Genomic DNA, 25840 nt, shown 5'->3' on the forward strand with positions numbered 1-25840 from the left:
AATGCATGATACACAACAGCTGCCTCTGACAGGCGCACAGGCCGGTATCTGGTTTGCGCAGCAGCTTGATCCTGATAATCCGATTTACAATACAGGCGAGTACGTTGAGATAAACGGCGCGATCGATGTGAACATATTTAAAACCGCTCTCGAACGCGTGCTGACAGAAGCCGCGTCATTACACGCCCGCTTCGAGGAGGGGGCAGACGGGCCGAAGCAGATCATCAATCCTCCATTTGAGGCTGCGATCGATGTCATAGATGTGAGTTCAGAAGCTGATCCGAAGCAGGCCGCACTCAGACTCATGCAGACAGATTTGGATGAGCCCGTCGATATGGCGGCCGGGCCTTTGTTCCGCGACATTTTATTTCAGGCGGGACCGGAACGCTTTTTCTGGTATCAGCGCATTCACCACATTGCGATAGACGGCTACGGTTTTTCACTGCTGGCACGGCGTACGGCGCATGTGTACACCGCAATACGGGAGGGACGTCCGGATAACGGGCGCTCCTTCGGTTCTTTGGAGGAGCTGGTAAAAGAAGAACAAGAGTACCGCGCGTCTGATCAATTCCTGAAAGATCGGGAATTTTGGATGGAGAAATTTGCAGATGAACCTGATGTCGTCAGTTTGGCGGAAAGAGCGCCGAGAACGTCAACACGTTTTCGGAGAAGCACGGCTTATCTTTCTGAAACGGCTTTACAGCATGTAAAAGCGATTCCGAACTGGCATGAAGCCGTCACGGCTGCAGCGGCGGTATATGTCCACCGGATGACAAACGCGGGGGATATCGTGCTCGGCTTACCGATGATGGGGCGGATCGGCTCGATTTCACTGAATATTCCGAGTATGGTCATGAATCTTCTGCCTTTACGGCTTTCTCTTCGCCCGGATATGAATTTTCATGAGGCCGTCAGCCAAGTGGCAAAAGAAATCCGAAACATCCGGCGCCATCAGAAATACCGCCATGAAGATATGCGCCGCGACCTTAAATTGCTCGGAGAAAATCGCAGGCTGTTCGGCCCGCAAGTCAATGTGATGCCGTTTGATTACGCGCTTGATTTCGCCGGAGCGCCGGGCACCGTTCATAATTTATCAGCCGGGCCCGTTGATGATTTGTCAATTAACGTTTACGACAGAGCGGACGGAAGCGGAATGCGTGTGGACTTTGATGCGAATCCGGAAGTGTACAGCGCCGAAGATATTGAAAACCATCAAAAACGATTCCTGCTTCTGTTGGAATCCGCTGTGAAAGACCAGACACAAAAAATCGGCACACTCAACCTTCTGCTTGAAAGTGAACGTCTCCGCGTACTGGAAAGCTGGAATGACACGCGCAAGGCCGAGAAGCAGAAAAGTCTGCCGGAGCTGTTTTACGAACAGGCCGTAAAAACACCGGACCGGCCGGCAATCATCACCGAAAACGAAGAGCTCAGCTATGCCGAATTGAACAAGCGCGCGAACCAGCTTGCCGGCATGCTAAAGGAAAAGGGGCTCGGACCGGAACAATTTGCCGCTTTGCTGCTTCCGCGGTCACAGGAGTTGGCCGTGAGCATGCTGGCCGTTTTGAAAACGGGAGCCGCATACCTGCCGCTTGATCCTGATTTTCCTTCTGAGCGGATCACATACATGCTCAAAGATGCACAGCCTGCATGCCTGATTACAACGATGGAATTATCCGGCCGCATGCCGGAAGACAGTGATGCAAAAAGGATCATTCTCGATGACCCGGATACGGTAAAAACCGTTGCCGCTCAAAATGCTGACTGTCCCGCTCAGGCGGAATGTTCGCCTTTGCACCCCGCTTATATCATTTATACATCGGGCTCAACGGGCAAACCGAAAGGCGTAGTCGTCACATTAAAAAGCGTAAGCAATTTCCTCTTATCCATGCGGGAAATGTTCCCGCTCGGCGAACAAGACCGCCTGCTTGCCGTTACGACTGCGGCGTTTGATATTTCCGGACTTGAGCTCTTCCTTCCGCTCATCAGCGGGGCGGGGGGCGTCATCGCACGTAAAGAGACGATTCAGGAACCGCGGGCGCTTGCGCACATGATTCACTCATACGGTATTTCAATCATGCAGGCAACGCCGACATTGTGGCATTCATTAGTCACCAATGAACCGGATTCTCTCCGGGCGCTGCGGGTGCTTGTCGGAGGTGAGGCGCTTCCGAACGCGCTTATGCATGCTCTGCTTGAATCAGGCTGTACGGTGACGAATCTGTACGGGCCGACTGAAACAACAATCTGGTCGGCCGCACAGCCGCTTGCAAAAGACCATACGGGGGCGCCTCCGATCGGAACGCCGATTTGGAACACGCGGGTATATGTGCTGGACGCCGCATTGCAGCCCGTCCCGCCGGGAATCGCGGGCGAGCTTTATATCGCGGGCGAGGGGCTTGCCAGAGGTTATTATAACCGTCCTGATTTAACAGCTGAAAGATTCATTGCCGATCCGTACGGGCCCGCGGGCGCGAGGATGTACCGGACGGGAGATCTCGTGCGCTGGCGTGAGGACGGCTCGCTTGATTATATCAGCAGAGCCGATCACCAAATTAAAATCCGCGGGTTCCGGATAGAATTAGGAGAAATTGAGTCAGTGCTGTCGAAATACCCGGGTATTTCGCAGGCCGCCGTCATTGTCCGTGAAGACCAGCCGGGAGATAAGCGGCTGGCGGCTTACGCTGTCGCGGATCAGCCCCTTGATATCGGCGGACTTCGTGCATATATGGCCGAAAGCCTGCCGGATTATATGGTGCCGGGCGCGTTTGTACAGCTGAAAGAATTGCCGCTGACACCGAATAAGAAGCTCGATCGCAGCGCTCTGCCTGCACCTGATTTTTCCGCTGTCCTGTCTGACAGAGGGCCGCGGACGCCGCAGGAGGAAATATTATGCGATCTGTTTGCCGAGGTTCTCGGTCTCGCGCGGGTCGGAATTGATGACGGGTTCTTTGAATTGGGCGGACATTCGCTCTTAGCCGGACGCCTGATGAGCCGGGTTCGGGAGACGATGGGCGCAGAGCTTGGCATCGGCCGTCTGTTTGATACGCCGACCGTTGCCGGGCTCGCCGCACAGCTTGACACCGCAAAGAGTGCGCGGCCTAAGCTCAAGCCGTTTGACCGGCCGGAGCACATCCCGCTGTCATTTGCGCAGCTGCGTCTTTGGTTTCTCTACTGTCTTGAAGGGCCAAGCCCGACTTACAACATTCCGGTGATTGTCCGCATGTCAGGCAAGCTTGACCAATCAGCGCTGAAACACGCCTTTTACGATGTTGTCAGCCGTCATGAAAGCTTGCGCACCGTTTTTCCGGAAAATAAGGGATCATCTCATCAGCTCATTTTATCTGCTGAAGAAGCCCGCCCTGTGTTTACCGAGACACGTGCGGACAAAAACGAGCTCCAAGACATGCTTGCCGCTGCGGCACGATATCGGTTTGATCTCGCTAAAGAGCCGGCCGTCCGGGCTGAGCTGTTTGATCTTGGTGACGGCGAGTATACGCTGATGATTCTCCTGCATCACATCGCAGGTGACGGCTGGTCCTTGAATCCGCTCATGCGTGACTTATCCATAGCCTATATCGCCCGGCAAACAGGTGAAAAAGCAGAATGGGCGCCGCTGGCGGTTCAATATGCGGATTATGCGCTTTGGCAGCAGCAGCTTTTAGGCAGCGCGTCTGATTCTGAGAGCTTAATTGCGCGCCAGCTGGATTTCTGGAAGAAAACGCTTGAAAATGTACCGGATCAGCTGGAGCTGCCGTCTGATTTTCCGCGTCCTGCTGAATCAAGCTACAGGGGCGGCGTCATTCCGGTCAACATCGGCCAAGAGCTTCATGCCCGTCTTCTCTCACTTGCCAGAAATCAGCGCGTAAGCCTGTTTATGGTGCTTCAATCAGGGCTTTCCGCGTTACTGACCCGGCTCGGTGCAGGGACCGATATTCCGATCGGCAGTCCGATAGCCGGCCGCAGTGATGACGCATTGGGAGACCTTGTGGGTATGTTCATTAATACACTCGTACTGAGAACCGATACCTCTGGCGATCCGAGCTTTTGTGAGCTCCTTGAAAGGGTCAGGGAAATGAATCTCGCAGCATATGAACATCAGGACGTGCCGTTTGAACGTCTCGTGGAAGAATTGAATCCGGTTCGTTCCCGGTCAAGACATCCGCTGTTCCAAGTGATGCTCGCATTCCAAAATACGCCTGATCCTGTACTCAGTCTTCCTGATATGGAAACAAGCCTGCAAATCAGCAGTGTCGGATCGTCCAAATTTGATTTGACGCTGGAATTGGCTGAACAGCGCCATGACGACGGTACGCCTGCCGGTATTGAAGGTCTGCTGGAATTCAGTACGGACTTATTCAGAAAAGAAACGGCTGAAGCACTTGCCGGACGCCTGCTTCTTCTGCTCGAAGATGCCGCATCACATCCGGATAAACCGATCGGAAGCTTAACCATTCTTTCTGATGAAGAGCGCCGGAAGCTTTTGCCGGTTAAACGGGCAAAACAGCATATTCAGCCTCGGCAGACACTGCCTGAATTGTTTGAAATACAGGCCGCCGCAAAAGCGGATGAAACGGCGGCAGTATTTGAAGAGAGCGGGCTCACTTATAAAGAGCTGAATGAAAGAGCCAATCAGCTCGCGCATATGATGATTGCCCGCGGCGTCGGCCCGGAGCAGTTTGTCGCACTGGCGCTGCCGCGTTCTTTAGATATGATTGTCGGGCTGTTAGCCGTCCTGAAGACGGGGGCAGCGTATTTGCCGCTTGATCCTGATTATCCTGCGGACCGCATTGCTTTTATGTTACATGATGCCAAGCCTGTATTTATGCTCACCAATCGTGAAGGCGCAAGTAAGCTCTCTATCGAAAGCGGCATGCCGGCCTTCATCTTGGATGATCCGCAGAACAAGGAAACACTTCGGCAATATGCCGTCACGAACCCTGAGAATGCCGACCGTATTCGTCCGCTGTCACCGCTTCACCCGGCCTATGTCATTTACACGTCGGGATCAACAGGTGTGCCGAAAGGTGTCATCATTCCGCACAGCAATGTTATCCGGCTGTTTGAGTCGACGCGGCATTGGTATCACTTTCATTCTGATGATGTATGGACGATGTTTCACTCCTACGCTTTCGATTTCTCTGTCTGGGAAATGTGGGGGCCGCTGCTTCACGGCGGACGTCTCGTCATCGTGCCGCATGACATCAGCAGATCGCCGGAAGCGTTTTTACATCTCCTCGTGAAAGAGCGGGTGACTGTACTTAACCAAACGCCGTCAGCGTTTTACCAGCTGATGCATGCGGAAAAAGAACAAAAAGAGCTGGGGCGTCAGCTCGCACTCAGATATATCATCTTCGGCGGCGAGGCGCTTGAGCTGAGCCGGCTTGAGGATTGGTACAGCCGCCACGCAGACAATCAGCCGGTGCTCGTGAATATGTACGGCATTACGGAAACGACGGTGCACGTCAGTTACCTTGAATTAGACAAAAACATTGCCGAACTGAGAGCAAACAGCCTCATCGGCTGCGGCATTCCTGATCTGAACGTATATGTGCTTGATGACCGGCTGGAGCCTGTGCCCCCGGGCATCACGGGCGAAATGTATGTGGCCGGAGGAGGCGTGGCACGCGGCTACTTAGGGCGGCAAAGCCTGACCGCCGAACGCTTTGTAGCTGATCCGTACGGCCCGCCGGGAACAAGAATGTACCGGACAGGGGATTTAGCCCGTCTGCGGACGGACGGTTCTCTTGATTATATGGGCAGAGCGGACCACCAGATTAAAATCCGCGGCTTCCGGATTGAATTGGGAGAAATCGAAGCGGTTCTCGTCAAACATCCGGATGTCGAGGATGCTGCCGTAGTCGTCCGTGAAGACCGGCCGGGAGATAAACGGCTGGCCGCCTACCTTGTCCGATCTGCCGGCAGCACCTTGGACACGGGGGACATGCGCCGGTTTGCCGAAGAAAGCCTGCCGGATTACATGGTTCCGTCAGCTTTTGTCCAAATGAATGAACTGCCGCTGACACCGAATGGAAAGCTTGACCGAAAAGCGCTCCCTGCGCCTGACTTCCAAACGGAGGTCACCGGCCGGGGACCGAGAACGCCGCAGGAAGAAATGCTGTGTGAGCTGTTCGCAGAGGTGCTTCACCTGCCGCGTGTCGGTATTGATGACAGATTCTTTGATTTAGGCGGCCATTCTTTGCTTGCGGTTCATTTAATGAGCCGTATTCGGGAAGCGATGGGAGCCGAGCTGAGTATCGGAACATTATTTGAAGCTCCTACGGTGGCAAGCCTTGCTGAAAGACTTGAGTCAGGAACGGGCGCAAGCGCGCTTGATGTTCTTCTTCCGCTCAGAACGGCAGGAGAAGAAACACCGTTGTTCTGTGTCCATCCGGCCGGCGGTCTCAGCTGGTGTTATGCCGGGCTGATGTCTTCTTTAGAGGCTGATTATCCGATATACGGCTTACAGGCGAGAGGCATCGGAAAAAAAGAACCGCTTCCGCAAAGCTTAGATGACATGGCGGCGGATTATATTGAAAAAATCCGCACCGTGCAGCCGAAAGGGCCGTACCGTCTGCTCGGCTGGTCTCTCGGAGGGAATGTCATTCAGGCCATGGCGACACAATTACAGAGCCGGGGTGAAGAGGTTTCGCTTTTGGTGATGCTTGACGCGTATCCGAATCATTTTCTGCCGATAAAAAATGCGCCTGATGACGAGGAAGCCGTTATTGCGCTGCTTGCCCTGGGAGGATACGACCCGGACAGCCTCGGGGATCAGCCGCTTGATTTTGACACCGCGCTGACCATTCTCCGCCGTGAGGGAAGCGCATTAGCCAGCCTGGATGAGTCAGTGATGATGAATCTGAAAGACACGTACGTTAATTCTGTCGGGCTGTTAGGAACATACAAGCCGAAGCCGTTCCACGGAGATGTGCTGTTCTTCAGATCCACGATTATTCCGGAGTGGTTTGACCCGATTGAGCCGGATACTTGGAAACCGTATATTACAGGGAAAATCGAGCGGTATGACTTAGACTGCCGCCATAAAGATATGTGCCAGCCGGGCCCGCTTGCCGACATCGGCGCGATTCTGGCAGAGAAATTAAACGGACGGCGTACAGTCCGGTAAAGAAAGGAAAGAGATGATATGACAAATCCATTTGAACGGGAAGACGGCTCATACCATGTGCTCGTCAATGCTGAAGGCCAGTACTCACTGTGGCCGGCCTATCTGGATGTACCGGACGGCTGGGAAACCCGCCTGACGAATGAAACCCGCCCCGTTTGTCTCGAATATATTGAAACAAACTGGCGTGATATGAGGCCGGAAAGCCTGAAACAGGCCGAAGCCGCTAAAATGTAATAAGAAAAGCCTGCCGTTATTTCGGCAGGCTTTTTATGCGGACATCAGCCGTTAAGCTGTGTATGATCACAAAATGTATAAGGGTGGCCTTCTTCATTCGTGCACCATGACTGAGACAGAAAAGCCAAAAAGACCGCGGCCCACTGGTCTGCAAACTGGATTAAAATACCGCCGTCGTGCCACGTTCCGTTATCCTTCTTCCAGCGTGTATCAATTGGGTTTCCCTGATTCATATGAATATTATGCATGCCGTTTGTCGGCTTGAACCCGAAAATCTTATCAGCGCCCGGCTCCGGCCCGAATTTAGAGCCGTAAATATAGACGGTGGCTTTTTCTGATTTGGCTTTTTGCATGTACGTCTCAATAAAGTCATTTAAGTCATTATCCGGACCGGTGACTTCATGCGGGAGGGGCACCATGTTCCGGGGATCAAACAATCCGCCGCGGACATAATCCAGCGCCAGCTCACGGCTGGTTTCATCAATTGGGGTATATCCATACGGAATGTTGGGCAGCAGGGTGATCGCGCTTGCGTCAAAATGATCGCGTGCCGCATACAGAACCTCTGATTCTTTTGAACTTGACATGACATTGATCGCACAGCGATAGCGCGTATCAGGCTCGCCTAGCACCTCGACTTGAAAATGCGGAGAATCATCATCTGTTTCCCTTTTCATATCTGACACAGTGCCTTTTAATACACCATAGTGCTGAACAGCCATATGAATCCTCCTTTTTCTTCCGGGATATGAATTGATATTCGAGACAGGGGGCCGTTTTTCCTTTTATGAGAAAGAAAAAAGGACAGCCCGCTGATCAGGCTGTCCTCTTCATATCTATTAAGCTTTTGCAGCCGAACCTTGCATTGCTTTTTCAGCAGGCACGTAGTCATAGCCTAAGTCTTTGGCTACCGCTTCATACGTGACATGTCCATTAGCCGTATTTAAGCCCGCTTTAAGCGCAGGGCTGTCTGCAATGGCTTGTGCCGCGCCTTTATTGGCGATTTGAAGCGCGTAAGGAACGGTTACATTCGTTAATGCGAGCGTAGACGTACGCGGTACGGCGCCCGGCATATTGGCGACAGCGTAGTGAACGACGCCGTGTTTTTCGTAAGTTGGATTATCGTGGGTTGTAATATGATCAACGGTTTCCACAATGCCGCCCTGATCGATGGCAACATCAACAATGACGGAACCCGGTTTCATTTGTTTAACCATTTCTTCCGTAACGAGAGTCGGCGCTTTGGCTCCCGGGATGAGCACGGCGCAGATCAGAAGATCCGCTTCCGCGACGGAATCTGCAATATTTACAGGGTTTGACATCAATGTTTTAATCTGATGCCCGAAAATATCATCAAGCTGACGCAGTCGGTCTGCGTTCAAATCGATCATTGTCACATCGGCACCGAGTCCGACAGCCATTTTCGCGGCATTTGTTCCGACGCCGCCCCCTCCGATGATTGTGACTTTTCCGCGGGATACACCCGGTACGCCGGCTAATAAAATTCCTTTTCCGCCCTTTGGTTTTTCAAGAAACTGAGCCCCGATTTGAGCGGCCATTCTGCCGGCCACTTCGGACATCGGCGTAAGCAGCGGAAGGGAACGTCCGTCCGTTACCGTTTCGTACGCGATAGCTGTCACGCCTTTTTCTGTAAGCGCTTTAGCTAATTCCGGCTCTGCAGCTAAATGAAGGTAAGTGAATAAGACCAGACCTTGACGGAAATACGCATACTCTTCAGCCAGCGGTTCTTTTACCTTCATGACCATTTCCGCATCCCATACTTGCTTTCTGTCCTCCAGAATTTCCGCCCCTGCTGATACGTAATCTTCATTTGTAAAGCCGCTTCCGAGTCCCGCTCCGGATTCCACAAGAACCCGATGGCCGTTTCCGATAAGCTGTGAAACGCCTCCAGGTGTTAATGCCACTCGATTTTCATTGTTTTTGATTTCCTTTGGAACCCCGATAATCATGTCTGTTTCCCCCAATGTTTGTGTGATGCTTCAAGTGTAGCGCGATTTTTGCGAAAATTCTTTGTTTGAAACAGAAAATAAAAAAACACGGATTTGTGAAATTTCACGAACCCATGCTGCGAAGTTTGATATCAAGGTAAATCGTAAACTTTTCATTCACATTTTTTAAGTCGATTTCTGCGATCTGGCTGATTCTTTTCAGCCTGTAATTCAATGTATTGACATGGATGTTAAGCGCTTTAGCGGCGGTGTTGACGTTGCTGTCGGCATCAATAAAATGTTCGAGCGTTTTTACCATATCGGCTTGGTGCTCCCTGTCATACTGCTCAAGCTTTGAGAGAGAATAGTTCATATAGCCGCTGTGCTTGCGTTTTTCATCCAACACATCCAGGTACTGATAAATGCCGAGTTCAGAAAAGCTGAAAAGGTGTTTGGTTTCTCTCACAAACCGCTCTTTCGCTTTTAATACGGAAAGCGCTTCCTGATAGGAGCGGTAAACATAAGAAATCGATTCGTAAATACCGCCGACCGCAATCGACGCATCCTCAATTTTATATCGTTCCTTCAGCTGTTTTTGAATATGAAGGGCGAAGTGCTTTAAATCTTTAAAAGGCTGATCGGTTTTCGGCGCGGCTAATAAGATTAATTCATTTGAATCAACAGTCGCCAGCATGACATGAATCTGCTGTGTCGTTTCCTGCAAATATTGCAGCTGCTGTTCCGTCTTTTCAGTCAGCTCATCATGTAAACGGATGATCATGACGCTGAACACGGACGGCAGCGCCATCCCGAGCTTATGAAACCCTTCGGCCATTTCGGCTTCCTGATAAATATGGCCGGTCAGCATTTTCCAAAAAAACTCCTGGCCCCGCTCTTCGATTTTCGTTTTGCGGATCTGCAGGTGCAAAAGCTTGTTCCGCACCGCTTTGGCTGCCAGCTGAAGTGTCTTCAGATCTTCGTCATTGAGCTTTTTTTTGATCTCAAGCGCCCAAATAAATCCGAGAACCTGACTGTTTTTCCAGATGGAAATCGCCACGCGGTTGCTCAGGCCCACCTCGTCAATTTCTTTCACTTTGATCGGCTGGTCCGTTTTTAAAAGGGCCGGAATGGTTCCGTCTTTCCACAGTTTGTTGATGACTTTTTCCGGCACCCTCCGCCCGATAATCGTCGACGTCCGGGCCGGATCTGTACAATCGCTGTGCGTGCTGTATGCAAGCAGTTTATGATTAACGTCTTCTATTGTAATGGGGCATTGAAGAACTTCACTGATATGGTCGGCAACATCTTCAAGCCTGTCGAAACTGTACTTAAATGGATCCTTTGGATTGGTCATCTGTATCCCTACTTTTTCATAGCTTCATATCTTGATCTTACCATCTTGCTTTTCAGACTGAAAGGCATCTTTGCAGGGAAATGGACTAGGACAATAAGATCATTCGATGAAATCGAAAATAATAAGAAAATCATACTATTGTATTTACAAAATGTGTAAATGTGACGAAAAATCCAATATATCATAAGACTCATTTTGTAAAATTAAAACAGATTTGTTTGACTGTACCGAATGGTTGTTTTTATAATAATGACGTTCAAAAAATAAGTGAATTAGCCCATATTTAGGCTGATGACACAGGAGGGTATAAGGAATATGTCTGGATTAATTCGTGTCACACCCGAAGAGCTAAGAGCGATGGCTAAGCAATATGGCGTTGAAAGTCAGGAAGTCATGAATCAGGTTGACCGCCTGAACCGCATGATTTCTGATTTGAAAGGCATGTGGGAAGGTGCTTCAAGTGAAGCATTTGCGGATCAATATGAGCAGCTGAAACCTTCATTTATTAAAATGTCTGAATTGCTTCAAGATGTGAATCATCAGCTCGATCAAACGGCAAATACGCTTGAGTCTACTGACCAAGATATCGCTAACCAAATTCGCGGATAATAAGATGAATGAAGAAACGGAGCGCCTGATTCAATCAAGAAGACGGCGCTCTTTCTATGTAAGGGTGATATGAATATGTATATCGATATTACAATAGATTTAACACATTATAACGGCAGCGTCTTCGATCTCAGATTGTCAGATTACCATTCTGTGAAAAAAGTCATTGATATTGCCCGGCAGGCTCAGCATGTATCCGTTCCGCCGCGTGAAGGCTATTGGATCAGAGTAGTCAATAAAGAAACGGTTTTTTCCGGAGAACAAAAGCTATCTGACTGCGGCATTACGAACGGAGACCGCCTTGAAATTTTATGAAAGGACATGGTGGAATGACAGGTCATAACAGATCTTATTTAGAAACAGAATTAGACGCCATCCGGGAAGAAACCGAATCAGGCTTCACGTTCACCTTCCAGCGGGAAAAAATCAAGCTTCTTGACGGGCTGGAAGCAAATGTGATTAAAGATGCTGATCCTTTTTTTCAAAAAGAGGTCTCAGTTTCAGAAGACGAAGTAACCATCACAATTAAACCTCCTTCTTCTTATCAGGCTTTCCGCTATATAAAAGGAAAAGATAAAAAAAGCAGGTGGCAATTTGCCTACCGTCTCGTCCAAGCCGTGAAACAGCATAAGCTGAAACGTCTCAATCTGATTGCCGCCCCTGAAAATATCGTGTTTGATAAAGCGCTGACGCCTTACTTTCTTCATTACGGCGTAAAGGAGAGCCTTCCGCCTTATGAGGAAGATAGAGAAAGGGTATTAAAAGAGCTCAAAGCCTGTGCGGCGCTTGCAGCTGACGGGGCGTACACCTTCGATGAATATTTGAAGTACAAGGAGACGCTTCACTTCTCTCCTGAGGTGAAAAGCGTGCTAGAGGCGGAGACGATTGAAGAACTGGAAGAAACCATTCAAACCGCAATTGATTCCCTCGAAGAAAGGGACAAGACATACATAAAACTGCCGAAAAAGAAATGGAAAATCCAAAGATACGCCGGTCTGGCGCTTGCCGTCCTCCTTGTGCCGACACTTCTTTACTCCTTATACGTTCTGTTTTTCGCCCAGCCGAAGCAAGAGGCAATTACAGAAAGCAACCGCTATTTTTTAAATCAGCAGTACAGCAAAGTCATTGACACACTCGCTAAATACGATGCGGAAAGCCTCCCGGAATCTGTGCAGTATGAGCTTGCTTCCTCTTATGTGGCAGTTGAAAATCTGAGGGAAGAGCAACGGAAAAACATCGGGAATCTGGTCACGCTGCAATCAGACCCGAAGCATTTCCTTTATTGGATTGATATCGGCAGAGGGGAAAATGAAGAAGCCATCAAAATCGGCCGCAATCTTGAGTACAACCCGTACATCTGGCTCGGACTTACAAAATATAAACAGCAATTATTAGCGGATGACAGTATGAAAGACGACGAAAAGCAGAAAGAACTGGACGCCGTGGAAAGCGAGCTTGCGAAGGCGAAAAAAGAGGCGGAGGAACAGCATAAAGAAGCGAAGGAAAACGGTGACACCGCCGAAGCTTCCGCCGGACAGGATGAAAGCAAACAAGACAAAGCGAAAGATAACAAAGAGAACGACAAGAAAGATGAGAAAAAAGATGAAAAAAAATAACAGCACACATCAAATGGCCGCAGGTAACGATCAGGCTGTCAGGAGGTTCGCCATATGAGTCTGTTATGGGTCTTTTACCGAGAGCACGTACAAAAGATTCAGCTGTCTGAACTCCCGCCGTCTCAGCCGATTACGATCGGTCCGGATATGAAAGATACAATCACGTTCGGCACACTTCCGTTACGGCAAAACGCCGCAACCCTTTATCGAAAAGAAACAGATCGTTATGATGTTTTCCTGGGAAATAACTGTGCCGGCGAATTGACAATAGGAAATGAAATGCCCTGCCGGATTGAAGAAGAGACGATGCGGCTTCTGCTCACCCCTGACCGGGAAGAATCCTCCGTCTATTTTATCGGCGGGAAGGATGAGATCGTTTTCTCATCAGAAACAGAGGAAGCGGATATATACAAAGAGCCGTCCTCCGCTCAAACAGGGGCTTTTTATCTGCGAAAGTCGGCAGGATGCTGGTCTGTCGTCCCTGATGGCCAGGACGTTTATGTGAACGGAAAGCTTGCAGAAGCTCCCGAAAGGCTCCGCACGGGAGATGAGCTGCTGTGGAATTTTCTGCGTGTGAGGCTGACGGAGGACGACCTTTTAGAAGTCGTTCATCACGAAAAGCTTCAAACCGGTTTAACCAAAACGGTAAAACCAAGCACCGAAATGAAAAAGAAATACCCGCAATATCGAAGAACGCCGCGCATGGTCTACGATCTTCCAGAAGACCGCGTTTCATTCAGCTTTCCCTCGCAGGAAAGCGAACAGAATAACCGGGGGCTGTGGCTCGTCATTCTGCCTCCTTTGGTCATGCTGATTGTAATGGGGGTTGTCGCCATTATACAGCCGAGGGGCATATTCATCCTTGTCTCTTTGGCGATGTTTATGATGACTCTCATTACGTCCACCGTGCAGTATTTCCGTGAAAAAAACCAGCGGAAAAAACGGGAGGAAAAACGGGAGCGTGTGTACAAGCAGTATTTGGAAAGCAAACGGGAAGAGCTTCAGACGCTGTCGGAAAAACAGCTGCAAGTGCTGACGCATCATTTTCCCCCGTTTGAAAAAATGAAATATTTAACTTCTGAAATCAGCGGCCGCATTTGGGAGAAATCGCTGGAAAGCAGGGATTTTCTGATGCTTCGGCTTGGAACGGGCACGGTCCCGGCAAGCTACGAGATTTCAATGAGCGGCGGAGACCTGGCGAACCGTGATGTGGATGACTTGATGGAGCAGTCGCAGCACATGCAGCGTGTGTATAAAGATATCCGCCATGCGCCCGTGACCGTTGATTTACAAGAAGGGCCGATGGGGCTTGTCGGGAAACCCCAGATCGTCAAAAATGAAATTCACCAGCTGATCGGCCAGCTCGCGTTCTTCAACAGCTACCATGACCTGCGATTTGTCTTTATCTTTCATGAGGACGAATATAAGGAATGGGAATGGATGAAGTGGCTGCCGCAATTTCAGCTGCCTCATATGTATGCGAAAGGATTTATTTACAATGAACAGACCCGCGATCAATTGTTATCGTCCATTTACGAGCTGCTGCGGGAGCGGGATTTGGAAGAAGATAAAGAAAAGAAGATCTTCCAGCCGCATTTTGTCTTTGTCATCACAAATCAGCAGCTGATCGCAGAGCACGTCATTTTAGAATACATCGAAGGCCGGCATGAGCATCTCGGCATCTCGGCAATCATCGCCGCGGAAACGAAGGAAAGCCTGGCGGAAAACATTCACACCCTCGTACGCTACATTAATGAAGATGAGGGAGACATTCTCATTCAGCAGAAAAAAGCGGTACAGATCCCGTTTAAGCTGGACAGGCACGAACGGACAAACAACGAGCGGTTTTCCCGGACGCTTCGGACATTGCACCATCAGGTCGGAATGACGAATTCCATTCCTGAAACGGTCTCATTTCTGGAGCTGTTTCATGCGAAGGAAGTAAAAGAAATCGGCATCAGGCAGAAGTGGGAGACAAGTGAGTCTGCAAAATCGCTGGCTGTTCCGATCGGCTATAAAGGAAAAGACGACATCGTCTATTTAAACCTGCATGAAAAAGCGCACGGGCCGCACGGATTGCTGGCGGGAACGACCGGCTCCGGGAAAAGTGAATTTCTGCAAACGTACATCCTGTCATTGGCCGTTCATTTCCACCCGCATGAAGCGGCGTTTTTGCTGATTGACTATAAGGGCGGAGGAATGGCCCAGCCGTTCCGCAAGATGCCGCACCTTCTCGGAACCATCACGAATATTGAAGGAAGCAGAAACTTCAGTATCAGGGCGCTTGCATCCATTAAAAGCGAGCTGAAAAAACGGCAGCGGCTGTTTGATCAATATCGCGTCAATCACATCAATGACTATACAAAGCTGTATAAACAGGGAGAAACGGATATTCCGATGCCGCACCTGTTTTTGATTTCAGATGAATTCGCCGAGCTGAAAAGCGAAGAGCCTGACTTTATCAGGGAGCTTGTCAGCGCGGCCCGCATCGGACGGAGCCTTGGTGTGCATTTAATTCTCGCCACGCAAAAGCCGGGCGGCATCATTGACGACCAAATATGGAGCAACTCACGCTTTAAGGTCGCGCTGAAAGTGCAGGATGCAAGTGACAGTAAAGAAATCCTGAAAAACAGTGATGCGGCGAATATTACGGTCACCGGACGCGGCTACTTGCAAGTCGGAAATAACGAAGTGTATGAGCAGTTCCAGTCTGCCTGGAGCGGCGCCCCTTACATGGAAGATGTATACGGCACCGAGGATGACATTGCCATCGTTACCGATACCGGCTTAATTCCGCTGTCTGAGGTGGATGCGGATGATGCGGCGAAAAAAGACGCCCCGGCAGAAATAGAAGCCGTAGTCGAAGAAATCGAGCGGATTCAAAATGAAATGGGCATTGAAAAGCTGCCGAGCCCGTGGCTTCCGCCGCTTGCCGAACGTATCCCGCGCACGCTTTACCCTGCGCAGGAAAAAGACCGGTTCTTCATCGCCTGCGTGGATGAGCCTGATCAGCAAAGACAGGCGCCTCTCGCTTATACGATGATGGATGACGGCAACATCGGCATTTTCGGCTCATCCGGCTACGGCAAGTCAGTGGCTGCCATCACCTTCCTGATGAACTTCGCGGAAGGATACACGCCGGAAGAGCTTCATATGTACATCTTTGACTTCGGAAACGGCACGCTTCTGCCATTGGCAAAGCTTCCGCACACCGCAGACTATTTCTTAATGGATCAAATGAGAAAGATCGAAAAATTCATGATCCGCATCAAGGAAGAAATCGAGCGGCGGAAACGGCTGTTCAGAGAAAAAGAAGTCAGCCATATCAAAATGTACAATTCGCTCAGTGAAGAAGAGCTGCCGTTTATATTTATCACAATTGACAATTTCGACATCGTAAAAGATGAAATGCATGAATTGGAAAGCGAATTTATCCAGATTTCACGCGACGGGCAAAGCTTAGGCATTTACTTCCTGCTGACCGCAACGAGGGTAAACGCCGTCCGCCAGTCGCTGTTAAACAACATAAAAACGAAAGTCGTCCATTATTTAATGGATCAGTCAGAAGGATACTCCATTTACGGGCGTCCGCCGTTCAGTCTCGAACCGATCCCGGGCCGCGTCATGATCCAAAAAGAAGAACTGTATTTCGCGCAAATGTTTCTTCCGGCTGAAGCGGAAAATGACCTCGAGATGTTCCAGGCGCTGAAAGCCGATGTCAAAGCATTAGCTGAACGCCACGCCGGAACAGCCGGCCCAGACCCGATTCCGATGCTTCCGGATAGGCTGACGGCCGGCGAATTTTCACTCCGTCTCGGCCCGGAACAAGAACCGTTCCGCATTCCTGTCGGGCTTCATGAGGAAAAGGTCAGCCCTGTGTACTTTGATCTGGGCAAAAATAAACATTGTCTTATTTTGGGCCAGACACAGCGTGGAAAAACAAACATCCTGAAAGTGATGCTGAATCACCTGCTGCGTGAAGGTACGGAACGGGTCGGGCTGTTTGACTCGATTGACCGCGGACTGTCGCAGTATGCGCAGGAAACAAAGGTCAGCTATCTGGACACAAAAGAAGACGTCCGGCAGTGGATCGAAACGGCAGAAGCCATTTTCACGGAGCGCGAAGCTCAGTATGCGCAGGCCGTCAAAAATGGCGATGTGCACAAACTCAGTTTCTCTCCGGTCGTGTTAATGGCCGACGGCATTACAAGATTCCAGCAGACGATCGACACCGCCATTCAGGACAAACTGGCGATGTTTATGAAATCTTACGCGCATGTGGGCTTCAGTTTTATTCCGGCGGGCAATCACAGCGAATTCTCAAAAGGCTATGATTCCTTAACGACGGAAATGAAACAGATCCGCCACGCGATGCTGCTTGTGAAAAAATCCGAACAAAATGTCATTCCGCTGCCTTACCAAAGGCAGGAACCGGACATTCAGCCGGGCTTCGGCTATTTGGTTGAAAACGGGAAGGAGCAAAAAATCCAAATACCTTTATGTTCAGCGGAAAGGGAGGCCGTCAGATGACTGAACAACGAAAAAGCCTGATCAAATTAATAGCCGCGGTCGTCATCATTCTGCTACTGCCAGTGCTGTTTTTCCGGTTTATCGGCGATGACCCGGGAAAACAAAAAATCAACGCCACCCGCCAAATCGCAGTCGTGAATGAAGACATGGGCTTACAAACAGATGAAAATGAGGAAGAGGAATCCGTCCATTTCGGCAAAGAAGTAGCGGCCGCTCTCGGCGGCCGTCCGGATTATTCATGGACGGTTGTCAACAGGAGCGCGGCTGAAAACGGCCTGGCGGCTAAGAAGTATGACGCCGTCGTTTACATTCCATCCGATTTTTCAAAAGATATCTTAAGCTATGACAAGGAGCGTCCGCAAAAAGCCACGCTGACATTCAATATTCAAAGCAACCTGAACGCCGTCAACAAAGAAAAAGTGCAGCGTGAGCTAGAAGACGCCCAAAAATCAATGAATAAAAAAATGTCGGCATTATATTGGAATTTCGTCTCACAAAAAGTGAACAATGTCCGAGGCGATTTTGACAAGATCGTCAATAAAGAATCAGAATTTCAAAACGTTATGTACAATTTTTACAAGCCGAGCTCCAATGACTTGGCAGGTGAAATCAAACGGCAAAAAGACCTGATTGACGAACTGAAAAAATCAATGAATGAAGCGCAGGGCGCGGCAAAAGAAAAATTGACCTCGGCAGATGAAGCCAAAACCACGCTCAAAGACTTTGCCGATACGGTCGAGCGCTATAAACAATATCAAGAAAATCAGAAAAAACTGCTGATGGCCGCGCAGGAACAAAATCAAAAGCAAATCACAACCGGACTGAATGCCATTAAAGCACAGCAGGCCGCCAACCAGTTCAGCACGATGATGAGCGGGCTGTCTTCAGGCATAAACCAGGCGCAGACACAGCTTGCCCAGACGGGATCGGCTCTTTTTGCCGCCCAACAGGTGAGAGAAGCGCAGGTTCCTGATCAGGAACGCGGGATGGCGAATATTCAATCCAATTTACTGGACAATTATTTGACTCAATATAAAGCTCAAGCAAGATTTGAAACACTGAACAGCATCCAAACCCTTATGAAAAGGGATCGGCAGGCATTAACCGTTCCGGAAAAGGACCCGGGGGATGACGGCTCGGATGAACCGAAAGAAGAAGAAAAACCGGAAGAAGAAAAACCCGGCGATCTGAAAATTGACCTTGACGATCAGCGTGACGAGTTAAAACGCATCTCCGCTGAAATCAATCACATTTCTGACGGATTAAAAGAACCGGAAAAAGAAAAACCGGAACCCGAAAACCCGGGCCAAGGCGATGACGGTGAAAACTCCGGCGATACCGATCCGAATAACGGAACGAATCCCGGAGAAGACGGAAAAACGGAAGACGGCACAAAAGAAGAGCAGCCTGCTTCTGATAACACAGGCGATCAGGAGCCAAAAACCGTCCAGACCGCGACAGCCGCTAAAAACGTCACTCCGCCTGCTGATGAGCCGGCGGACGATCCGAACGATTCTGAAGGGGACGGCGGCACAGACATATCTGAGGCGAAAGAAAGGCTGAACCAAGCCGCAGAGCGCATTCAGAAAATTGAAAAAGAGCTGGAAGAAAAACAGCAGACTCATAATGAAGAACTGAAAAAACGTCTCGATGCTCTTGATGAAGAAATCCAAGGCCTTAAAGACCAGATTGATGACGTCAAAAAACGCGCAAAGAAAAAGCTAGAAGAATTGGAAGAAAAGAGAAAACAAGACTTCAATACCATTTACAGAATGATTGTAAGAACAGAACAGAACATTTTGAACTACCCGTCATTGGATAGCGGCCGCAAATCTGCTCTTGAACAGATATTTGCCGCTGATATCAATACAAAAGAAATATCCGATTTAATGAGTTACTATAATGATTTATCCCTGTATGAGGCGACACTCTATCACTCTCTTGACGCGGGCTCGCTGCCTGATGTGAAAAACAGGGTGCTGAAAGCCCAGCAAGGCGAAGTTCAAACCGTTCTCGCCATCAAACCGGTGGAAACGGCAAGCTGGGAAAACCTGAAAAACAACAAGATGCAGACAGATGAAGACATCAGCAATTTCATTAAAGGCATGACCGAATTCTCGGATAACTACAGCTCGTATATCAGAGATGAACAAGCCGGAGTGCTCGATGAGCTCGCCAGCATTTCAGACAGCGCGGCGAAAGCATCCGATCAGCTGGCTGAAGGCGCTGTGCAGGAAGCGGCCGCATTCAGCGGAGACGGATTAACCGGAACGATGGCGCTCGGCGCTCAGGATACCGTCGGCCGCGAAGTCCTGCAAATGTCTGACACGATGGGCCATCTGTCAGAACGCCAGTCCGGCATCATCAGCTATACCGACAATATGCAGCAAAGCGTAAATGACGTCCAGCAAAAAGCGGACACCCTGAACAGCAACTGGGGCAAAAACGTCAATTCCACGAAATTGATCAGAAATGACGTGTACGGCATTTTAGGGAACGCGCTCGTTGACGGACAGGAAAACGGCTACGTTTATGATTATCTCGCCAACCCGCTTAAAATCAGCGGAGAGGTGCCGGAAGACCGGGTTCAGAATGTTCCGCCGGTCGTCATTTTGGTGATCGTCCTGATCAGCAGTCTTCTGATCGGCTATTTCAGCTCGTATTATCAGCAGGCGCCGCTTCTTGTCAAAGGCGCGCTCTTTGGGATTTTAAACATTATGGTCGGATTGATGATCAGTCTGTTCGGTCTGAATATCTACTCGCTTCCGGACGATCAGACGATTAAATGGTCAGTCTTTACGATTCTCTTGCTTGCGGCGAGTTCAGCTTTTATCCGGGCAGCCTTTGTCTTCAGCTCGATTACCGGATGGATCGCATCATCAGCGCTCATTCTCTTTTATGTGGCGCCTTTGATCGACCTGATTATGCCGAACTTCACCTTTGACAGTCCGGTTTCGAAAGTCTATATCGATATTCAATACGGAACGGGCCATCTGTTTGCGATGGGGGTAACGGTTCTTGCGATCATTACGCTGATTGCGGCGGCGCTTCCGCTCGTCATTCGGCTGTTTGCGGAAAAAACGGAGGAAAGTGATCAGTCTTATGAGGCGTAACACGTTCATGGAAAAAGGATTGCTGCTGTTTGCTCTCTCCTTTTTCCTTTTCCTTCCCCAAGCCGCAGCCGCGAATGAGGAAAATACTGATGTCAAGCCGAATGAATATGAAAAGAAAGACATTGAAATTCGTACGGATTACCTGCACGACGATGCCTACTCTGAGGAAAAAACGGCGCTTCCGAAAGAACAGAAGGATATCACGTTTGATCAGCCGGCCGAAAACCCGGATGACAAACTGATATCAAATTTGTTTACATCGTCAGACACGGAGCCGAATACGATCAAAGCGCAATCGAAAAAACTGGGTATCACATTTGCCGAGCCGGCGGTGAGGCGTACCTCGGCAGATATGGAAACGGAAGAGAAAAAGACTTCTTTTCTGCTGCCTGTCATTTATGCCGTCTTGATCCTCCTCGGGATTGCGGCCATGATCTATCTGATCCCGAAAGTCACGGCGCAGGAAAAGGCAAAGCGGTAAACGGATCGCTTGTGTTTGCGGGAAGACAGCCCGTAAAATAAGAAAAAAAGGAGGAGTTTCATGCAGTTTTTTCTTATAACAGGCGCGTCAAAAGGCTTGGGCCGGGCGCTTACGGAACAGGCGCTTCAAGAAGGAGCCGAAGTCGCCGCGCTTTCAAGAACGATAAGCGGGGAAAAGCGCGAGGGACTGACAGAATACAGTGTTGATCTAACCGACCTGGCAGATACCGGGCGGCAGATGAAGGCGATTCTTGATCAAGCAGAGGAGAAGGGGTACTCCGCCGTCACACTGATCAACAATGCCGGAATGGTGGAACCGATCAAGCGGGCGAAAGAGGCTTCCGCCGAAGAATTGAACCGCCATTACACCCTTAATCTGACGGCGCCCGTTTTGCTCAGCCAAATGTTCACAAAGCGTTTCGAAGCGTTCAGCGGCAGCAAAACAATTGTCAACATCACATCGGGCGCGGCGAAAAATCCTTATAAAGGCTGGAGCGCGTATTGCAGCTCAAAAGCGGGGCTTGATATGTTTACGAGAACATTCGGGTTTGAACAGGAAGATGAAGAACTGCCGGTCCGCATGATCTCATTCTCGCCGGGAGTGATGGATACAGACATGCAGGCTGTCATCCGTTCTTCGTCAAAAGAAGATTTCCATGACATCGAACGGTTCCGCAATCTGAAAGAAACGAAAAACCTCAGAAGTCCTGAATACATCGCCGGCGTCATTCACTCACTGATCGCGGGCGAGCCGGAAAACGGACGGATATACGATATCAAAGAATTTTTGTAGAGCAGCTTTCACGCTGCTCTTTTTTGTTTGTACAATCACTTCGGAGTCCGGCGGCATATGATGAATGAAACAACGTATAAGGGGTATAAGAAATGTATCAGATGAATTGAGTTTCTTCTCGATTTATGTTAGGATTCTAAAAATATAAATAAGGAGGGGTTTCCATGAGAAATGTAACGTTAATGGATGTCTTCACCCATCCAATCGCACAAAAGTATTTACAGCGTTCCGGTGTCGCCCATGCGATCGCCTGCGCGTTTCATGCATACCGTCTTGCCGTAAAAGCAGGTGTCAGCCCGGATCTTGCGGCGAAAGCGGCTTTACTGCATGACGTCGGCCATTATGAATGGTACACAGACGGCAAATGGGATTATGAAAAGTACAGAAGAAACGATATCCATGCCATTAAAGGCGCGGAACGGGCGCATAAGCTGCTCATCCGGCTCGGTGAAGAACCGAAAGCGGCGAAGGACATTGCGCTGGCGATTCTGCTTCACACCGATTCCTATCTGCCTGAAGGCGAACTGGACAAGAATACGCTCCAGCAAATCGTGAAACAAGCGGATGAACTCGATGAAGAACCCGGCGGACATCACCATTACCGCCAAATGGATCACACGGCCGCGCTCAAACAAATCCAAAAGCTTGATCAGTTAATTGACCAAGCCCAATATCCCATAAGAAGCTCAGTCTAGGCCACTCATGCGGCCTTTTCCGCTTACATAACTCCGCATGCTCACTAACACCTTTTCCGCTCCGATAGACGTACTGTGTCAAAGCCTTTGTCCGCTGCATATGCTGAAGGAAAACATAGTAAAGGGGATCAGCGAAAATGGCCCATCAAGGAAGCCCGCAAATCGTCTCGTTAGTGGACCCTTACGTTTATCAGACCATCCATAAGCTTATCGGCTCAAGGTTTATTATTCAAACCGTCAGACGCATTATCAGAGGACGGCTGATTGATGCCACTCCGGATCACATCGCCATTGAAGAAACGCATGACCGTGTATTTTATATCAGAAACCGCCATGTGGTTTCCGTCATGCCTGATTATACCGAACGCGTGTAACAGCCCGAATAAGGCGCAAACCGGAGGCGGCTCTATAGAACCCCGGTGCGTCTTCTTTTTGAGATACATAGATGCACGGCGGCTTTTTTTGGTACAATCACAGTACAAGTTCACATAACAATAGGAGGAAACCGCTTGTTGAAATCAAAGGTCCATTTTTGGACGCTGCAAATTTTGCTCGTTTTGCTCATTATTTACGTATCAACGAAAGTCTCGTTTATTTTTCAGCCGTTTTTCGGTTTTATCACCACTCTGTTTTTCCCGATTTTGATCTCGGGCATTTTGTTTTTCATTTTTAATCCGATCGTGCGCCTGCTTGAGAAAAAAATCCCCCGGACATTGGCGATCCTGCTCATTTATCTCGTTTTCATCGGCCTGATTGCCTTTATGTTCACCGCCATCGGACCGATTGTGGCTTCCCAGGTCACGGGGCTGATTAACAATTTCCCTGATTACATTCATCAGATTCAAGTCTTGACGGCGCAATTATCCCATTCCAAATGGTTTACGTGGATGATGACGCAGGATTATGTGTCGATAGAAAAAATCCAGCAGTCTCTGACGGGATTTTTACAAAGCCTTCCGCAAAATATTACGGCAAGCCTGTCGGCCGTGTTCGGCGTCGTTACGAATATCACGCTTGTCGTGATCACCGTTCCGTTCATTTTGTTTTATATGCTGAAGGACGGCCGGCGGTTTCCGCTCTTGGCAGTCAAAATCCTGCCTTCTTCCTACCGGGCGGAAGGCAGGAAAATATTTAACGACTTATATGTCACATTGGCCGCCTATTTCCAAGGCCAGCTGCTGATTTGTCTCTTTGTCGGAACGGCATGCTTTATCGGATATTGGATCATCGGCCTGCAGTATGCGTTAATTCTCGGGATGGTGATCGCCGTCACCAATATCATTCCGTACCTGGGGCCGTTTCTCGGGGCGGCGCCCGCGGTGATTATCGCGTTTATGGATTCGCCGGCTAAGGCGCTGTTTGCCGTTATTGTTGTCGTTGTCGTCCAGCAGCTTGACGGGAACCTGCTTTCTCCGCTTGTCATCGGGAAACGGCTGAATACCCACCCGCTCACCATTATTCTTCTGCTTATCGGAGCGGGCAGTTTCGGCGGCATTCTCGCAATGATTCTGGCCGTGCCGGTTTACGCGGTTTTAAAAGCTTTCGTCTTAAATATCGTCCGGCTTATCAAACTTCGTCAGCGGTCAAAGCTCGAAGACAGCCGCAAGCCGAAATAAAAACGGGCACAACTCCCGATGCAGCGCATAAAATGCTGTAAAGAAAAGCGGAGGTGTGGGTATGCCTGCAATTGTGGGACCGATTTATATTATGAGTTTAGCCGGAGACGCTGCGGCGAGCTTCGGTGACGTGTTTGCCATTTCTCCCAAAGCCGTTGACCACTCAGGCGCGGGGGCAGGGGCGTTTCATTCCGGAGATTTTATCAAAGTCACTAATAAATTCAGCAAAACGCGCTTTGAAGACATCGATGTGTTTGACGAACCTGATTGGTTCAACGCGTGACAGCCTCCTTTTAGGAGGCTGTCGCTTTTTTGTAGTATAATAGAATCAGTCTTTATAAAAGGGGAATTTTTATGAAAATCAGAAAAGCGAATATTACCGTGCAGTCCGGAATGATCGGTGATGTATATCTGCATGAAAATAAAAAAGAACAGCATACCCTTGTAGCCGTTCCGGAACTTGAGTGGAGCACGATCATTTCCTATGAGGAAGAGAAAAAGGCGCTGGCGCAGCGGCTTTTACAATCATTCAGCAAGCTGATTGAAGAAGAGCCCGCCGGAGAGCTCGCCGGAAAGATCTCCCATTGGGTGGCTGAAATGTAACGAAGCGGTTTACCGCGTCCCGTCCGGGGCGATAATTGTAAAACAAGCTGAGGAGGGACAGGCCGATGAGCGACAAAACGGTTGACCTTTATTTACAGCAGGGGATGTACGGCCCTCTGCAGACGAAACCGGATGAACGCCATTTATTTTTAGGCTCGCTGCGTGAAAGAGTCATCATTGCCCTGACGAAGGGACAGGTGCTGCAAAAGCAGCCGTATGAAGAAGTGAAACAGGCGCTGAAAAGCCGAAAAGACGCGGTGCTCTATATAAACGGAAGGCTCCCGTATCATGCTTATTCACCATATATGAAGCTTGCCGCACTTGCCGGTGTCCGAAGCTCCGTCATATCGGACCTTCAATTCGAAACGCCGCTCGGCCTGGTTTTTGCCGCCGATTATGCCGTGAACCTTGACGGCATTTACGTACAGGATGACATTTTTCAGCGCTCACTCCTGAAATCTTAAAAGGGCAAAACACCGTTTGTCATTTTACAATGCCAATTCACTTACAAGTGGAGATAGGATATAATGGTTTTCATATGAATGGCGGGGAGGCCGGCTATGAAAAAAGCATTTATATGCATTGATTATACGAATGATTTTGCAGCAGAGAACGGGGCATTAACCTGCGGAGAACCCGCGAGACAGATTGAAGATACGATTGTCAGTTTGACGCAAGCATTTATAGAAAACGGTGATTACGTTGTCTTTGCGGTAGATTCGCATGATGCAGACGATGACTTTCATCCCGAGACACGCCTGTTTCCTCCGCATAATATTAACGGCACGGAGGGCAAAGAGCTGTACGGAAGGCTATCGCCTCTTTATGAGAAACATAAACACGCAAAAAACGTAAATTATATGGAAAAAACGAGATATTCTGCTTTTGCGGGAACGGATTTAGAGCTGAAACTGCGGGAACGGCAGATCACTGAGCTGCATCTTGCGGGCCTGTGCACGGACATCTGCGTTCTTCACACGGCGGTTGACGCCTACAACAAGGGCTTTCAGATCGTCATTCATCAAAACGCTGTGGCCAGCTTTAATCCGGAAGGGCATGAATGGGCCCTGTCCCATTTTAAGAACAGCATCGGAGCGCAAGTGGCAGAGTAAGGAAGGG

Annotated in this window: 19 protein-coding genes; 16 read left to right on the forward strand and 3 right to left on the reverse strand. The window is 49.4% G+C overall.

What is annotated here, in order from left to right; genetic code table 11:
* The first annotated feature begins 1 nt into the window (after position 1).
* A complete protein-coding gene (locus tag AR442_RS10410) occupies positions 2 to 7129 on the forward strand; it encodes an amino acid adenylation domain-containing protein (protein WP_053285185.1) in 7128 nt (2375 codons plus the stop codon).
* A gap of 18 nt (positions 7130 to 7147) precedes the next feature.
* On the forward strand, positions 7148 to 7363 hold the full coding sequence (locus AR442_RS10415; protein ID WP_007408694.1) for an MbtH family protein: 216 nt from the start codon (positions 7148 to 7150) through the stop codon (positions 7361 to 7363).
* A gap of 44 nt (positions 7364 to 7407) precedes the next feature.
* Here the strand turns inward: AR442_RS10415 and AR442_RS10420 are convergent, their stop codons facing one another.
* From AR442_RS10420 to AR442_RS10430, 3 genes are all read right to left on the reverse strand, one after another.
* Positions 7408 to 8085 (reverse strand): YukJ family protein, encoded by a 678-nt coding sequence (locus AR442_RS10420; protein ID WP_007613467.1) that lies wholly within the window; start codon positions 8083 to 8085, stop codon positions 7408 to 7410.
* A 117-nt stretch (positions 8086 to 8202) separates the two neighbouring features.
* A complete protein-coding gene (gene ald / locus AR442_RS10425) occupies positions 8203 to 9333 on the reverse strand; it encodes an alanine dehydrogenase (protein ID WP_003152011.1) in 1131 nt (376 codons plus the stop codon).
* Between the two features lie 103 nt (positions 9334 to 9436).
* Positions 9437 to 10666 carry a sporulation transcriptional activator AdeR gene (locus AR442_RS10430; RefSeq protein ID WP_014418775.1) on the reverse strand — a complete coding sequence of 410 codons (1230 nt, stop codon included), beginning with the start codon at positions 10664 to 10666 and terminating at the stop codon, positions 9437 to 9439.
* Between the two features lie 315 nt (positions 10667 to 10981).
* On the opposite strand from AR442_RS10430, the gene AR442_RS10435 reads away from it, so the two are divergent.
* The 14 genes from AR442_RS10435 to AR442_RS10500 all read left to right on the forward strand — a co-directional run bounded on the left by AR442_RS10435 (position 10982) and on the right by AR442_RS10500 (position 25833).
* Positions 10982 to 11275: a WXG100 family type VII secretion target gene (locus AR442_RS10435; RefSeq protein WP_003152013.1), complete on the forward strand. Its 294-nt coding sequence runs from the start codon at positions 10982 to 10984 to the stop codon at positions 11273 to 11275.
* Between the two features lie 75 nt (positions 11276 to 11350).
* The gene (yukD, locus tag AR442_RS10440; RefSeq protein ID WP_003152015.1) at positions 11351 to 11590 is read left to right on the forward strand and encodes an ESX secretion system protein YukD; all 240 of its coding nucleotides are present in this window, start codon (positions 11351 to 11353) and stop codon (positions 11588 to 11590) included.
* 14 nt (positions 11591 to 11604) lie between these two features.
* Positions 11605 to 12891 carry a type VII secretion protein EssB gene (gene essB, locus AR442_RS10445; RefSeq protein WP_053285200.1) on the forward strand — a complete coding sequence of 429 codons (1287 nt, stop codon included), beginning with the start codon at positions 11605 to 11607 and terminating at the stop codon, positions 12889 to 12891.
* Positions 12892 to 12945: 54 nt separating this feature from the next.
* Positions 12946 to 17421, forward strand: a complete 4476-nt coding sequence (gene essC, locus AR442_RS10450; protein WP_053285186.1) for a type VII secretion protein EssC — start codon at positions 12946 to 12948, stop codon at positions 17419 to 17421.
* The gene (esaA, locus tag AR442_RS10455; protein ID WP_053285187.1) at positions 17418 to 20534 is read left to right on the forward strand and encodes a type VII secretion protein EsaA; all 3117 of its coding nucleotides are present in this window, start codon (positions 17418 to 17420) and stop codon (positions 20532 to 20534) included. Before essC ends, esaA begins: the two co-directional genes overlap by 4 nt.
* Positions 20535 to 20541: 7 nt before the next feature.
* Positions 20542 to 21015 (forward strand): type VII secretion protein EssA, encoded by a 474-nt coding sequence (essA, locus tag AR442_RS10460; RefSeq protein ID WP_021495371.1) that lies wholly within the window; start codon positions 20542 to 20544, stop codon positions 21013 to 21015.
* Positions 21016 to 21075: 60 nt separating this feature from the next.
* Positions 21076 to 21807 (forward strand): (S)-benzoin forming benzil reductase, encoded by a 732-nt coding sequence (locus tag AR442_RS10465; protein WP_007408685.1) that lies wholly within the window; start codon positions 21076 to 21078, stop codon positions 21805 to 21807.
* Between the two features lie 164 nt (positions 21808 to 21971).
* The gene (locus AR442_RS10470; protein WP_007613450.1) at positions 21972 to 22502 is read left to right on the forward strand and encodes an HD domain-containing protein; all 531 of its coding nucleotides are present in this window, start codon (positions 21972 to 21974) and stop codon (positions 22500 to 22502) included.
* A gap of 137 nt (positions 22503 to 22639) precedes the next feature.
* On the forward strand, positions 22640 to 22876 hold the full coding sequence (locus AR442_RS10475) for a DUF2642 domain-containing protein (protein WP_014418770.1): 237 nt from the start codon (positions 22640 to 22642) through the stop codon (positions 22874 to 22876).
* Positions 22877 to 23011: 135 nt separating this feature from the next.
* On the forward strand, positions 23012 to 24118 hold the full coding sequence (locus AR442_RS10480; RefSeq protein ID WP_014418769.1) for an AI-2E family transporter: 1107 nt from the start codon (positions 23012 to 23014) through the stop codon (positions 24116 to 24118).
* Positions 24119 to 24179: 61 nt separating this feature from the next.
* Positions 24180 to 24401: a spore germination protein gene (locus AR442_RS10485; RefSeq protein ID WP_014418768.1), complete on the forward strand. Its 222-nt coding sequence runs from the start codon at positions 24180 to 24182 to the stop codon at positions 24399 to 24401.
* A gap of 71 nt (positions 24402 to 24472) precedes the next feature.
* Complete coding sequence (locus tag AR442_RS10490; protein ID WP_003152028.1) at positions 24473 to 24721, forward strand: YueH family protein; 249 nt, start codon at positions 24473 to 24475, stop codon at positions 24719 to 24721.
* A 65-nt stretch (positions 24722 to 24786) separates the two neighbouring features.
* Positions 24787 to 25185 carry a YueI family protein gene (locus tag AR442_RS10495; RefSeq protein ID WP_003152031.1) on the forward strand — a complete coding sequence of 133 codons (399 nt, stop codon included), beginning with the start codon at positions 24787 to 24789 and terminating at the stop codon, positions 25183 to 25185.
* 96 nt (positions 25186 to 25281) lie between these two features.
* Complete coding sequence (locus tag AR442_RS10500) at positions 25282 to 25833, forward strand: cysteine hydrolase family protein (protein ID WP_003152033.1); 552 nt, start codon at positions 25282 to 25284, stop codon at positions 25831 to 25833.
* Positions 25834 to 25840 lie beyond the last annotated feature (7 nt).

Origin of the sequence: Bacillus velezensis (assembly GCF_001461825.1) — a bacterium.
In the GTDB taxonomy this organism is placed as follows: domain Bacteria; phylum Bacillota; class Bacilli; order Bacillales; family Bacillaceae; genus Bacillus; species Bacillus velezensis.